The organism is Corynebacterium sp. LK31 (assembly GCF_014335015.1).
GTDB classification, from domain to species: Bacteria; Actinomycetota; Actinomycetes; order Mycobacteriales; family Mycobacteriaceae; genus Corynebacterium; species Corynebacterium jeikeium_D.
Window position 1 is genome coordinate 95,346 of record NZ_PDGW01000014.1, and the last position, 13,078, is coordinate 108,423.

At 59.8% G+C, this 13,078-nt stretch carries 12 protein-coding genes; 4 read left to right on the plus strand and 8 right to left on the minus strand.

Annotation, left to right across the window (positions count from 1 at the left end):
- Nucleotides 1-66: 66 nt before the first annotated feature.
- On the plus strand, nt 67-1,332 hold the full coding sequence (locus tag CRD18_RS07010) for an aminodeoxychorismate synthase component I (RefSeq protein ID WP_016423257.1): 1,266 nt from the start codon (nt 67-69) through the stop codon (nt 1,330-1,332).
- Here CRD18_RS07010 and CRD18_RS07015 read toward each other — a convergent pair.
- Nucleotides 1,329-3,005, minus strand: a complete 1,677-nt coding sequence (locus CRD18_RS07015; RefSeq protein ID WP_016423258.1) for a BCCT family transporter — start codon at nt 3,003-3,005, stop codon at nt 1,329-1,331. The genes CRD18_RS07010 and CRD18_RS07015 overlap by 4 nt on opposite strands.
- Nucleotides 3,006-3,164: 159 nt before the next feature.
- Nucleotides 3,165-4,076 carry a 16S rRNA (cytidine(1402)-2'-O)-methyltransferase gene (rsmI, locus tag CRD18_RS07020; RefSeq protein ID WP_016423259.1) on the minus strand — a complete coding sequence of 304 codons (912 nt, stop codon included), beginning with the start codon at nt 4,074-4,076 and terminating at the stop codon, nt 3,165-3,167.
- 85 nt (nt 4,077-4,161) lie between these two features.
- Between rsmI and CRD18_RS07025 the strand changes: the two genes are divergently transcribed.
- Nucleotides 4,162-5,658, plus strand: coding sequence for a dolichyl-phosphate-mannose--protein mannosyltransferase (locus CRD18_RS07025; protein ID WP_370551033.1), 1,497 nt, complete (start codon nt 4,162-4,164; stop codon nt 5,656-5,658).
- Here CRD18_RS07025 and CRD18_RS07030 read toward each other — a convergent pair.
- The 6 genes from CRD18_RS07030 to CRD18_RS07055 form a co-directional block, all read right to left on the minus strand.
- Nucleotides 5,655-6,437 carry a zf-HC2 domain-containing protein gene (locus CRD18_RS07030; protein WP_187406611.1) on the minus strand — a complete coding sequence of 261 codons (783 nt, stop codon included), beginning with the start codon at nt 6,435-6,437 and terminating at the stop codon, nt 5,655-5,657. The two genes, CRD18_RS07025 and CRD18_RS07030, sit on opposite strands and share 4 nt — an antisense overlap.
- Nucleotides 6,438-6,488: 51 nt before the next feature.
- On the minus strand, nt 6,489-6,893 hold the full coding sequence (locus CRD18_RS07035; protein WP_038629133.1) for a DoxX family protein: 405 nt from the start codon (nt 6,891-6,893) through the stop codon (nt 6,489-6,491).
- A 236-nt stretch (nt 6,894-7,129) separates the two neighbouring features.
- Complete coding sequence (gene glpR / locus CRD18_RS07040; RefSeq protein ID WP_070652975.1) at nt 7,130-8,401, minus strand: gephyrin-like molybdotransferase receptor GlpR; 1,272 nt, start codon at nt 8,399-8,401, stop codon at nt 7,130-7,132.
- A 173-nt stretch (nt 8,402-8,574) separates the two neighbouring features.
- Complete coding sequence (locus CRD18_RS07045) at nt 8,575-9,207, minus strand: GNAT family N-acetyltransferase (RefSeq protein WP_049193056.1); 633 nt, start codon at nt 9,205-9,207, stop codon at nt 8,575-8,577.
- 30 nt (nt 9,208-9,237) lie between these two features.
- A complete protein-coding gene (gene glp, locus CRD18_RS07050; protein ID WP_005511382.1) occupies nt 9,238-10,509 on the minus strand; it encodes a gephyrin-like molybdotransferase Glp in 1,272 nt (423 codons plus the stop codon).
- Between the two features lie 78 nt (nt 10,510-10,587).
- Nucleotides 10,588-11,562: a UTP--glucose-1-phosphate uridylyltransferase gene (locus tag CRD18_RS07055; RefSeq protein WP_016423265.1), complete on the minus strand. Its 975-nt coding sequence runs from the start codon at nt 11,560-11,562 to the stop codon at nt 10,588-10,590.
- A 132-nt stretch (nt 11,563-11,694) separates the two neighbouring features.
- Here CRD18_RS07055 and CRD18_RS07060 point away from each other — a divergent pair, with 132 nt between their 5' ends.
- Nucleotides 11,695-12,369 (plus strand): 5-formyltetrahydrofolate cyclo-ligase, encoded by a 675-nt coding sequence (locus tag CRD18_RS07060; RefSeq protein ID WP_049171297.1) that lies wholly within the window; start codon nt 11,695-11,697, stop codon nt 12,367-12,369.
- A gap of 105 nt (nt 12,370-12,474) precedes the next feature.
- Entirely contained in the window at nt 12,475-13,020 is a 546-nt protein-coding gene (locus tag CRD18_RS07065; protein WP_224433571.1) for an SAF domain-containing protein, read from the plus strand.
- The last annotated feature ends 58 nt before the right edge of the window (nt 13,021-13,078 follow it).

Below are 13,078 nucleotides of genomic sequence, written 5' to 3' on the forward strand. Positions count from 1 at the left end.
TGAAGTCTTCCAAGAACTGTCCCCTAGCGTCATCGCGCGCTCGCGCAGTCACTACGCTTATGTCCTATGTCCACTCGGTCCACCTCCTCCGACTCGGCCGCTGACTTCACTTCGCGCGCGACCACTGCGCTAGCTCGTCTTATCGCCGCCGGTCATCGCCCCGCCGCACTCGTCGGCTCCTGGTTCGGTTATCGCGCGGTTCTCGCCGCTAACGTCGAGCTCACCGCCTGCGATTCGACAGCGCTTTTCACCAGCCCCGACCCCAATGCGTGGCTATTTGGGTTCCGCCCCTACTCCGGCACCAGCGCGCATGGGATCGCTGCCTGCGTCGCATTGCTTGCCGACGACGGCACGTGGCATTTCGACGGCCCCGGCACCGGTGACCCCTCAAATCCGGATTTCCAAGCCCTTCAGGAGACCATCAAATACTCGCACGAAAACACGCGTGACGACGCGCTCCCCGCGGCCACACCACTGGAGTGGGATCAGGGCGACCGAGAACGCCACCAGCTTGCAGTGGAGAACTGTAAGGAAGCAATTGCCGCGGGCGAGGTGTACCAAACCTGCATCTCTACACGCTTTCACGCGGAGCTGAATGCGGGATCGGGCACGAACGTCGATGTGGACAATGCTGCACTAGCCCACGCCGGCGCGTGGTTTTCCTCCCGCGTGGCGCGGTATCAGCCGGCTCGAGCGGCATTCTTGCCCGGCAACCTCGATGCTGGAATTCCAATTCTGGCCTCGCTGAGTCCTGAGGAGTTCCTCATCCGCGCTGGCACAAGCGTGACTGAAACTCCTATCAAAGGCACGATTCCCGCTGACCGGCCCCCGCATGAGCTGTTGCGCAGCGATAAGGATGTCGCCGAGAACATCATGATTGTCGACCTGGTGCGCCACGACCTCGGCCAGGTGGCCAAAACTGGCACTGTGAAGGTCACGGATCTGCTCAGTGTGCGTCCGGCACCGGGCGTGTGGCACCTGTTTTCCACAGTTTCCGCGGAACTTCCCGATCAGCTCAGCCACGCTGAGCTGATCGATGCCTGCTTCCCACCGGCCTCAGTCACCGGTACACCGAAGCTGCGAGCAATTGAGCTTCTGCGCGAGTGGGAACCCGAGCCCCGTGGCGCTCACTGTGGCGCGATTGGTGCGGCCCACGGGGATGCACTTGAGCTCAATGTCGCCATTCGTACCGCTGAGTATGCAAAAGACCCGAACTCGGGGAGAGTTCGGGTCGAAGCTGGCATCGGCGGTGGCATCACCATCGGGTCTACGCCCGAGGGCGAATGGGCCGAGATTGAGGCCAAGGCCGCACCGCTGCTGTTGGAAAGCTAGTTGCGCAATTTACGAGCACGGCGGCGTTCGCGCTGTTCGGCCGCTTCCGCCAAGCGGCGCTCGCGAGCCATGCGCAGGGCAAACTGACGCTGTTCCTTGTCATCGAGGTACATCGGATCGTCGGAAAGCCCCTTAACCAGCGCCACCATCAGCGCCAAGATAACAATGACGAACGGGCTTGCCGCCAAAATGGTGATGTTCTGCAGGTTGGACAGGGCATCGCTGCCGCCGGTGACCAATAGGACAATCGCAATCAGAGCGGTGAAAATACCCCACATAGCAGTGACCGTGCGCGATGCTGTGAGTCGACCGAACTGGCTCATGGTGCCCATCACCGTGGAGGCGGAGTCCGCCGAGGTAATGAAGAAGGTAGCCAGCAGAACCATTGCGATGACGGAAGTAATCGCGCCACCCGGCAGGGATTCCAGCAGGTTGAACAGCTGGCTCTCAGCCGAGCCGTCGCCATAGATGGAAGCACCCTGCTGCTCACGAGTAATGGCGGTGCCGCCAAAGATGGAGAACCATACGGCAGAGACAATCGACGGAACTGCGACGACGGTGAAGACGAACTCACGGATAGTACGGCCGCGAGAAATGCGCGCGATGAACATACCGACAAACGGCGACCAGGAGATCCACCAGGCCCAGTAGAAGATTGTCCACGACGAGAGCCATTCGCCGGCGGTACCGTCAGCGGAAGCGCTGGAGCGGGCGGCCATCTCAAAGAAGGAATTCAGGTAGCTACCAATAGAAGTCGGAATCAGGTTCAGAATCACCACGGTAGGGCCGAGGACCAACACCAGCAGAGCCAGCAGGCCAGCGGCAACCATGTTGAAGTTCGAAATGTACTGAATGCCCTTGCCCACACCCGACAGCGCAGAAGCCAAAAAGGCACAACCCAGAATGAGGATAAGACCAATCCACAAACTTGTGCCCTTGATGGCAGTGAAACCGTTGATCTCCAAACCAGCGGAAATCTGCAGCACACCAACACCGAGAGAGGCTGCCGTACCGAAGACGGTGGCAAAAATCGCAAGTGCGTCGATAAGCTTGCCCAACCATCCCTCAGCGCGACGTGCACCGATAAGCGGGATGAACGCCGCGGAAATCAGCTGCTTACGACCAAGACGGTAGGTCGAGTAAGCAATGGCAAGGCCGACGATGGCGTAGAGCGACCACGGGTGCAGAGTCCAGTGGAACATCGTCGATGCCATGGCGGTACCGACTTCCTTTGGCTGGTGACCCGGCACACCTTCGCGGTAGAAGGTCAGTGGCTCAGCAACGCCGTAGAACATCAGACCGATGCCCATACCGGCGGCGAACATCATGGCAATCCAGCTAGGTGTGGAAAACTCTGGTTTCTCGGCGTCCTTGCCCAGGCGGATGTGACCGAACTTGGAAATCGCGATGGACACAATAAAGAAGACAAAGACGGTACTAGCCAAGATAAACAGCCAGCCGGTGTTCTCCACGACCCAGTTCAGAGAACTAGATGCAAACGTGGAGAAACTGTCCGGCCACACCAGTCCCCAGACGATAATTGCCAGAATTGCGGCAATGGCGGGGACGGTAACCCCGAGGTTCACGGGAGCGTGAGAATCGTCGGCCCTGACTTCGCCAACGACCGACTCCCCTACTTCTTGTTGTATTTCATGTTCTGGTGGATTCGTCATTCCTCCACCATGTCCACCATTGACCTGGGATTTCAACTTAGAATGCGGGTTTTCTCAGGTTTTCTTCATTTTTTCCCAGCTTGCAAAAACTGCCAATAATGGCGTTTACCCTGTTCACTGTCGTGCGCTGGGCATTTCCTGGCACAAAGTAACAATCGCCTAACGATTTTCCTCGCGAGCAGCCAAAACCGCCTGATAGAGATCACGGTGCTTTGTCATTCCAGCCTCCGCCGCAGCCTGCTTCGCGGCATCCTTCAACCGCATGCCATCAGCCACGAGCTCCTCCACGCGGTCAACTAGGTCCTCCGTGGATACCTCCGTCGCCTGCTGCCCCGCGCCCTCAATCACCACCGTAATTTCTCCGCGGACACCTTCTTCCGCCCACGCAGCCAGTTCTCCCAGCGTCGCGCGGCGAGTCTCTTCAAAGCGCTTGGTCAACTCACGGCTTACCGACGCGCGCCGCTCCTCACCTAAAATCTCCGCGGCATCCGCCAACGTGGCAGCCAATCGATGCGGCGACTCAAAGAAACAACAGGCTCGCTTCTCTGTCTTCAGTGATTCCAACCAGGCCCGGCGCGCCCCCTGTTTACGAGGTGCAAAGCCATCGAAGCAGAAGTGGCCGACACCCAAGCCGCTGAGAGCCAATGCGGTAGTCACCGCGCTCGGTCCCGGTACGCAGGACACCGGCACACCCGCGTCGTGAGCAGCCGCCACCACAGCCAGGCCGGGGTCTGACACCACCGGCATCCCCGCATCGGTCACCACAATGACTTTCTGTCCCGCCTTCGCCGCCTGAATCAGCGACTCAGTGCGGCTCTCTTCGTTGTGATCGAAGTTCGAAACAAACTTCCCCTTGGGGGAAATGCCCAGCGCTGTGGCTAGGTTGCGCGCCCGCCTGGTGTCTTCCGCGGCGATGATATCGGCGTCGATAAGCGCACCGCGCAAGCGGTCGGAGGCATCGGCTATATTGCCCAGCGGCGTTGCCACCAGAGTGATGCCGGGAGCCAGCGTCGTAGCCTCACTGAGGGGCTCGTTCTCGTGCGGTTGGAAGTTCGATGCCGAATGCGTCATGATTCCATAGCTTAAACTGACATTCGTGACCGATGCCGCTTTAACCCCACCACCGGAAACCGAGCGCCGCGCGAAAAAACGTTTCCTGCGCCCGATTCCCCCGGTTCCCCCGCTGCCGCCACTGCGGCGGTGGGACAAATGGGATACCGCCACTTTTGTGGTTCTCGGAATCGTCGCAGCGCTAACGCGTTTCATCGGGCTTGCTGCCAAGACCGACAATGGCACCCCGCTCTTCGACGAAAAGCACTATGTGCCACAGGCCTGGCAGATTCTGGAGTCCACGCGCGACCCCATCTCATCTGGCATTGAGGACAATCCCGGCTACGGTCTGATTGTGCATCCGCCAGTGGCCAAGCAGGTCATCGCCTTGGGCGAGTGGATTTTCGGTTATTCACCAATGGGCTGGCGGTCTATGTCGGCGGTGTGTGGCACGCTGGTCATCCTGCTGCTCATGGACATCGTCCGACGTATCTCTCGCGGCTCGCGGTTGGCAGTGGGTATTGCTGGTCTCTACGCGCTTGCCGACGGAGTGCTGTTTGTCTCCTCTCGGGTCGGCATGCTGGATATGATTCAGACCTTTTTCATCATCGCGGCCGCGTGGGCACTTCTCATTGACCAGGCCGATGCCCGCAAGCGCCTGGAATCCGCCACGGAACTCGGTAGTTTCGGCCCCTATCTCAGCTATCGCTGGTGGCGACTGCTCGCCGGCATCATGCTGGGGCTTGCCACCGGGGTGAAGTGGTCCGGTCTGTACTACATGGCCGCATTCGGCCTGTGGTCCGTTTTCACGGATTTGGTGTCACGCAAGAATGCCGGTGCGGACAAGCCCGTGCTCGGCGCACTCGCCCGCGATACCGCCCCGGCGTTGCGTGATCTGGTGGTGGTTCCGCTGGGCGTTTACTTCTTAAGTTGGCGTTCTTGGTTCGCCGAAGAAACGTCGGTCTATCGCCATGTCTCGCCCGAAGACCGCGATACGGGACTCCCCGGCACCGGCTGGCTTCCCGAGGCCGTGCAGAACTACCTGCACTACCAGAACAGCGTGCTGAAGTTCCACGCCGAGCTGACCACCTCTAATGGCCACAAACACCCTTGGGAGTCCAAGCCCTGGGAGTGGCTGGTCAGCTGGCGGCCAATGCTCTACTACTCCACCGAAACCACCTGCAGTGGCGGCCAAGAGTGCAAGGGCTGGATGATGCTCTTTGGCACCCCGCCCATCTGGTGGTTGCTGGTCCCCGTGGTCCTGTGGGCCACATGGCGCTGGCTCGGCCGCCGCGACGGCCGCTACGCGCTGCCAGTCATCGGTTTCCTCGCCTCGTGGCTGCCGTGGGTCATCGGCTACGACCGTCAGATGTACTTCTTCTACGCCACCGCGCTGATTCCATTCGTACTCATCGCCTTTGCTCTGCTTGCCGACGATCTCTCACACTGGCGGCCCCGCGATAAGCCGGTGGGGTTGGTAATCGTTGGCACGCACGCCGCACTAGTGGTGGCCGCGTTTGTGTTCTGGCTGCCGATTTTGACCGGCTACCCGCTGCCTCTCAACCACTTTGAATGGCGGTTCTGGTTGCCGTCTTGGAGCTAGTCCCGCTGTGGTGGCACGCCTGTGACCGGCAACCCCGAGGCGGCCCGCCATGCCTGTGCGATTGCCGTCGGCGTATAGCCACCCAGCCACACAACGGCCAGCGTCAAAGCGGAGACAAACATCAAGGCCAGGCCAGCAACCTCAGATGCTCCCTGGGCGCCGATGAGAATGTCACGAATACCAAAACCAATGCTGAACGTGGCGACGGCACCGTAGACCGGCGCCATGCCCATGGCAGCGCGTGGCCGCCAGGCAGCCCAGAACAATCCCACTGCCAACGCAAGCCGAATTGCCGCGAGTTGGATGCCAAGGCGTGCTCCGAGCTCCATTGGGTCAACGGTGGCAGTGGAACCGTCGATAGGCGCTCCCGTGCTTGTTGCGATTCCTGCACCGTCCTGCGGCTGCGCCGAGGAAAGTCCGAGCGTCATCATGCCGGAGGCGTCGACCAGTGTCGCAATCCCCCAGACCGCCCAGCAAAGGCCCAGTGCAATGAGCACCCCGCGGGCGGTGCCGGCCATGAGCAGCCATGCGCGCTCACGCCGGCGGCGCTCCGGTTCGATGGAGACCAAAATGCGCTCCGAGAGATCATCCGTGGAAATCTCCGGCATACCATCGGCAGGCCCAACCGTAAGGGCGCGGTTCAGCCGCACCGCTCGCTCGTACCAAGCTCGGCACTCCTCGCAGGCCCCAAGATGGGCATCGATGACTTCATCGGCAATGCTTGCCTGCTCGCCATCGAGGCGAGCTGACAATGCTGCGCGAATTTCCTCGCACTCCACGGGGAATCTCCACCGCCTTTAACTCTTAAGGGGGTTGTACCTAATGAGGTCTTACCTGATGAACTGCCTGTCCAAACTGAAACGGCCAGCCCCGAAAACGAAAATCATCACCAGACCACCGATGAGCGACATCACAAGCTCCGCACCGTTGTCGCGGATAAACAGGCCATTGCCCAAGTGCATCGACCACCAGGCACCAATCATCTCAATGATGAAGACCATCGCCACCGTCGGTGCCAAGAGTCCCAGAATCAGCAACGCGCCACCGACCAGTTCGACTAGAGCGACAACCCAGACCGTCAAGTGCGCCTGCGGGATATTCGCGGCGACAAAGTAACCGGTCGTCTTGTCGATACCGGTGATAAAAATCTTGTCCCAGCCATGGCAGATGAAGATAATTCCGAGTATTAGGCGGAGAATCACGAGCGCGATATCGCGCATTACCGGTCGATCCATGAGGGACATGCTACCCGACGGCACGGTCAAAGCACGGTAGCACTGCGGCTGCGAGAGGCCAGCGACTTTAACATGCAAAAAGGCTTCTCCCAACCCCTCGGGAGAAGCCTTCCGCCAAACACACCCGGTGTGTCATGTCTTAGGTAGTGACATCGTAACAGGCCGAGTTTCTAACAAAAAATCGCGCTGACGTGCTCAGACAACTTTAAGGTTGTTCTACGGCTCAGTTCACAGGACTAGCTCACACGAGCCTGTGGCATTTCGTCATAATCGTCGTCATCAAAGCGGTGGTCAGTGTAGGCCAGATCTGCGAAATCCGGGTCCTCATCATCAAGCTCGACCACTACCGCGCCCGGACGGCGCAGTCGCTGTGGAATTCCCAGCTCATCATCCTCGCGGTTACGCACGCCGAGGCGGGCCATCTTCATCCGGCGAATTCGGCGAGCTCGCAGTTCCTGCTCTGCACGCACGGTGCGGCGCAGGTTGACCAGATACAGGGTCATCAAGCCGACACCGACCAGTGGAATCCACCAGGTCCAACCACCGGCGAAAGCAGCGATGATGACCGTGACCGCGATGAACGCTGCCAGCCCAGCAACCGAACGGCGGCGGCGGGCAAAGCGAGTCTCAGCGTACTGGGCATCCGAAATCGGATCGAACCCACCACGACCACGGCGCTTCTCAGCGAACGCGTAATCATCTTCGGTCAAGGTGTCATCGACAGCGACTGCGTCATCGTTGGACTCGACACTGTGGTCGCTGTCGTCCTCGCCGGTCTCGTCGGGTTCCGCCTGCTCGTCTACGGTGTCTGCTGCCTCTTCAGTCTCAGAGAGCGCCTCAGCGTCCGCGTGCTCAGCGTCAGCCGCGGCACCGGAATCAGCGTCAGATTCAACGGCATCTTCGAACATCAAGTCATCGGCGTCGACAAACTGACGGCGAACGTCAACGCTCACATCGGAAGAGGACTCATCTGCACGAACCACGTCACCTTCGGCGGAGGCAACGGCGGAGTCAGATTCAGCATCCTCGTCATTAACGACAGCCTGCAGCGACTGGTCTGCAGACTCATCATCGGACACGTCCATGTCAGAGCGGTCAGAAGACTCAGCAGTGGCTTCCTCGGTAGCGGAATCATCCGCCTGCGGGGTCTCCTCCTCTGCATCTGCCGCTTCCAGCTCGTAGACGATATCGCCGTCAACGACGGCCGGGTCGGCCGCCTCGTCCACGGTGTCGTCGATAAGCACGTCGCTGACATCGAAGTCATCGTCGACCTGCGCGTCAACGGTTTCGAGAGAATCGTCGACTTCTTCGGCTACGCGCACGTCCGACTCCTTAAAAGACGGACGGCGGCGCGTCGTGGCCAACTCCTCGCCACCACGATGCAGCACGCGGGTCTTACCTAGCGCATCGGAAGTACGACGAATCGGCTTGCGCGTATTGACCACCAGCGGGGCCAGCACAAACAGCCACAGTACAACGATGAGTATCAGCAACAGTGAAGTTGACATATTTTGTGTCTCCTTGCGATTTCGCCCGGGGTTTCGCCGTCTCTCCCCGGCCCAAATACGCCACCCACATGCCCTTCCACAGAGGCATTTGCGAAGGCAGTCAGCGTATCTAGAGCGAATTCGCCCAATAGTAGAGTTGTCATCACCCTATCGGCGTGTGTTACTCAGACTACTCAGGCGCGCCGTTGCGGTGGGTATTTCTCCGCCTCTTCATATTGCGCGCGACCACTCGCCACGATGAGGTCCACTGCACTGTCCTCCCCCACCCGCGCATAAGTCAGATGATCGCGCCACGCGCCATCCATATGGAAGGCTTCCCGCGCCACGCCTTCGTACTCGAACCCACAGTTTTCCAGCACGCGTATCGACGGGACATTGCTGTCCAACACAGTCGCTTCAATTCGGTGGACGCCAACTCTCTTGGCATAATCCGACGCCAACGCCACTGCCGCAGTGGCGACCCCTCCACATGTAAAGCCGCTGCCGACCCAGTAGCCAATCCATGCGTGAGCGACGGGGAAAGGTGTAATACCGCCGAGTGTGAGCATGCCAGCGAACTGGCCGTCTACTTCAATGGTGGAGACAATCATGTCTCCCGCAGCCTCTGAACGACGCCAACTGCGCAGGTTACGGCGGAAAACAGAAGCCTTGTGGGCGTTATCCCAGTCGTCCTCGAGGGTTGGCTCCACGGGGCGCAAAATGGGCTCGTCGCGCAGCCGCAGTGTCCGCCATGCAGAGGCATCAGAGCGCTCTGGCACACGCAGGCGGACTCGGCCGCCACTGGTTACTAGACGAGAAGTACGCACAGCAACAATACTCGCGGTAGTGGAGTGAGGTTAGGCCTGGCGCGCCATGAACAGCACGTCAACTACATCTCCCGGACGCACGTGCAGCACGTCTTCCGGAATCACGATGAGGCTGTTGGCTTCCGACATACCGGCCAAAAGATGGGCTTGCGCACCGCCGGAACCTCCCAGCGGCTGCACCATGTATTCGCCGGTCTCGCGGTCACGCATGAGCTGGCCACGGATGTAGCCACGGCGCTTCTCCGCCGACTCGATCGGGCCGACAGCACGAGCGGTGACAGCGCGGCGGCGGGGATTGCGCTTCCCCAACGCCAGTCGGATGAGGGGACGAACCATGACCTCAAAAACGACCAATGCGCCGACCGGATTCGACGGCAGGAGGAACGTTGGAATCTTGTCATCTCCCAGCAGACCAAAGCCCTGGACTGAACCAGGATGCATAGCGATGCGGGAAACATCAACCTCGCCCAATTCAGCCAGCACACGGCGAATCTGCTCACCCGCGGCACCGCCGACAGCCCCCGTGATGACCAAGAGCTCACTGCGAATGAGCTGGCCTTCGATGATTTCCCGGATGCGGCGGGGCTCACCGGTGGCAATACCCACTCGGTGTACCTCAGCCCCAGCATCGCGGCCGGCTGCAGCCAGCGCGTAGGAGTTGACGTCGTAGACCTGACCGAGCCCCGGTGTGCGGTCAACATCGACCAACTCATTACCAATGGAAATCACGGACATACGTGGCTTGGGGTGCACCAAAACCTTCGAACGCCCCACCGCTGCCAGCAATCCAACCTGTGACGGCGAAATCACCGAGTCCAAGGACACCGCCACGTCACCCGGCTGCACGTCGTCACCGACCTTGCGCACAAAGTCACCGGAGTAGACCGGATGGAGAACATTAACTCGACGGCCACCGCGGTCGGTCCAGTTTAGGGGCACGACGGCGTCGGCAAGCGATGGCAGCGGCGCACCAGTTTGTACGCGCACGGCCTGCTTCGGCTGGAGACGCATCGGGTGGTGAGAGCCGGCTGTCACCTCACCGACAACAGGCAGCTCGACCTCGCGAAAATCAACATCACTCTGACGCGCATCCGGAGGTAAAGAACCAGATTCGCCGACGATATCGACAGCGCGCACCGCATAACCATCAATCGCTGACTGCACGAATCCCGGCAACGGCTGCTCTGCGATGACATCTTCAGCGCACAGCATGCCGAGGGATTCCGAAATAGCAACGCGCACAGGATCAGGCATCACAGCGTGTGCGGTGATTGCCGCCAACTGTTCTTCCACAGAACGCATGTTTTACCTTCCTCGGCACCAACCCGCGGTGCGCTTTATGCTATTCAGCTTCTCAGTACAAGCCTCTATAAAAAGGCTTTAAGCCTGTTCATCCTGCGCCAGACGCTGCTGCATGTAGTCGCGCAGCCCCTCGCCGTAGTCCGGATGCCTGAGTCCAAAGTCTACGCAAGCACGAATGAAGCCACCAGGATTTCCCAGGTCATGGCGGAACCCCTTGTGAACGACCACATGAACCGGATGCCCCTCTTGAATCAGCAGCTCAATTGCATCGGTGAGCTGGTATTCGCCGCCCTTACCGCGCGGGATGCGGCGCAGCGCATCGAAGATGGCGCGATCGAGCAAGTAACGTCCGACTGCAACGAAGTTGGATGGAGCATCCGCAGGGTCCGGCTTTTCCACCATGCCCTTGACTCGCTTCACATCGTCCCAGGCATCAGCGTCGGCCGCGTCAGCACCGAGCTCACCAGACTCCGCCGGGGTGGCGTCCTCAATATCGAAGACACCGTAGTTGTAGACCTCTTCATGAGGAATTTCCAGCGCACACAGCACCGAACCACCAAAGCGCTCGCGCACTTCCGTCATCCGATCCATCACGCCCACTGGGAGCACGAGATCGTCGGGAAGCATGACAGCAACGCTGTCCTCATCGTCTTCGAGCAGCGGCTCTGCGACCAACACCGCATGCCCCAGGCCCAGCGGTCGATCTTGAACAACGGATTCCACGCGAATGACCTCGGTGGCGCGGCGTACCTTCGCTGCAATCTTGTCCTTGCCACGCTCGGCGAGAGTCTGCTCAAGGTCCGGGCGCGGGTCGAAGTGCCCAAGCACGCCATCCTTACTCGGCGCTGTGACAATAGCCAGGCGTTGCGCACCAGTGGCGGCGGCCTCTTCAGCAATCATCTCGATGCCCGGCGTATCAACTACGGGCAGCAATTCTTTCGGCACTGTCTTGGTGGCAGGCAAGAATCGCGTACCCATGCCCGCGGCAGGAACGATGACAGTTCGAACCGGAGTAGTCATGTCCGAACCAGACTCTTTAGACGATGAGACCATAATGGCAACGATACCTATATAACTTCCATTTGCTCGGAGGCTGACCCCGCTTTTTCAACGCATTAATCAGAAATTTTCTCCTGCGCTGACGACAGAGGTCGCTCCCCTACCTGACAGAGTAGGTTTGCAGGTATGGCTCCGCTTCCCGAAACCACGTCTGATTTCAAAGCCCGCACACGGCACGAGGTACTCGCCGCACGCGCCGCCAAGGGGCAGCGTGAGCGCATGCTTGACGACGAAGCACTGGTACAGCGGTTGCAAGAATGGTTATCCAACACCGTCGGCGACCTCGCAAAACCTGTCATTGCCGCTTATGTCCCCGCTGGTGACGAACCCGGCGCAAGCGTTTCTAGTTCGACTGGCGGTAAGCCCGGCCAGGGCTTTGTGGAGGCTCTGGCAAACGCGGTTTCCGGAGCACGAATTCTGCTTCCCGTCTGCCCGCCCGGTCCACCACAACCGCTGCACTGGGGTTACTACAACGGCAGCTTCCACAAGGGCCGATTTGGACTCTTGGAACCTGTTTCGGTGGAAGACTCTGCTGGCCCAGCTGAGCTGGGTGTTGCCGACGCCATTATCCTGCCGGCAGTTGCGGCCGACCCCGCAACCGGGATGCGGTTAGGGCGTGGCGCTGGTTACTACGATCGCAGCTTGGTTTTCGCTCGACGCGACAGTGATACGGATGGGGTGAGAGCTGCGGCCATCGCTGTTGCAGTTTTCAACACCGAATTGCGCACGGAGCTTGCCTACGATGAGCACGACATTCCTGCCGATTATGTGATCACGCCAGCGGGGATTTCACAGATTTAATGGAACCGATTCCGGGATTTTCGCGCCTAACTTAATATGAGCCCAAAATATTCGTCCCGGTTTCCGCGTCCATTCCGAAAGCTCCGCCCCACAACTATTCGGCGGATGGTTGCCCTCACTGTTTTCCTATGCGCAGTCGGCCTGGCGGCGGTGGAGTCATTGACACCCCGCAGCGGCCATATTCGGGTAGTGGTTAGCGCCAAATCCATTGCCGCTGGCGCATCGGTGGCAGAACAAGATGTGGCTTTCAAGGACATTCCCCGGGAGCTCGTTCCCGGTGGAGCCGTAACGGACATCGCCTCTGTGCGGGGACGCACCCTGGCCACCGGCATGTCACCGAGAGAGATAATTACAGAGCAGCGAATGGTCGGCCCGTCACTTGCCAAGTCGCTGACGGGGACGTCGGAAAGCAAAATTATTGCCATCACGTTGACTGATGCGGGCATTGTGTCCGCTCTTCGCACTGGTGACAGCGTGGATATTGTGTCGACAGCGGATGAGCGCGGGGTGGCGGCGCCGCTTGCACACGGGGCAAGGGTGGTCAACATCGTCGACGATGAGGTGGTCTTGGTCGCTCTGCCCACCGGCGCCGCGGAGGTGGTGGCTGCGACATCGCTAGCATCTCCGCTCACACTGTTACTCGCGGGTTAGTGACCAAAATCTCACTGGTTCAAAGATTTTATGGTCCTGAACAGTGTTTTTCGCAGAA

Bases quoted from the DNA above. Each gene is read 5' to 3' on its own strand.
- CRD18_RS07010 (WP_016423257.1), top strand. From the start codon at position 67: ATGTCCACTCGGTCCACCTCCTCCGACTCGGCCGCTGACTTCACTTCG.
- CRD18_RS07015 (WP_016423258.1), bottom strand. From the start codon at position 3,005: ATGACGAATCCACCAGAACATGAAATACAACAAGAAGTAGGGGAGTCG.
- rsmI (WP_016423259.1), bottom strand. From the start codon at position 4,076: ATGACGCATTCGGCATCGAACTTCCAACCGCACGAGAACGAGCCCCTC.
- CRD18_RS07035 (WP_038629133.1), bottom strand. From the start codon at position 6,893: ATGGATCGACCGGTAATGCGCGATATCGCGCTCGTGATTCTCCGCCTA.
- glpR (WP_070652975.1), bottom strand. From the start codon at position 8,401: ATGTCAACTTCACTGTTGCTGATACTCATCGTTGTACTGTGGCTGTTT.
- glp (WP_005511382.1), bottom strand. From the start codon at position 10,509: ATGCGTTCTGTGGAAGAACAGTTGGCGGCAATCACCGCACACGCTGTG.
- CRD18_RS07055 (WP_016423265.1), bottom strand. From the start codon at position 11,562: ATGGTCTCATCGTCTAAAGAGTCTGGTTCGGACATGACTACTCCGGTT.
- CRD18_RS07060 (WP_049171297.1), top strand. From the start codon at position 11,695: ATGGCTCCGCTTCCCGAAACCACGTCTGATTTCAAAGCCCGCACACGG.
- CRD18_RS07065 (WP_224433571.1), top strand. From the start codon at position 12,475: ATGGTTGCCCTCACTGTTTTCCTATGCGCAGTCGGCCTGGCGGCGGTG.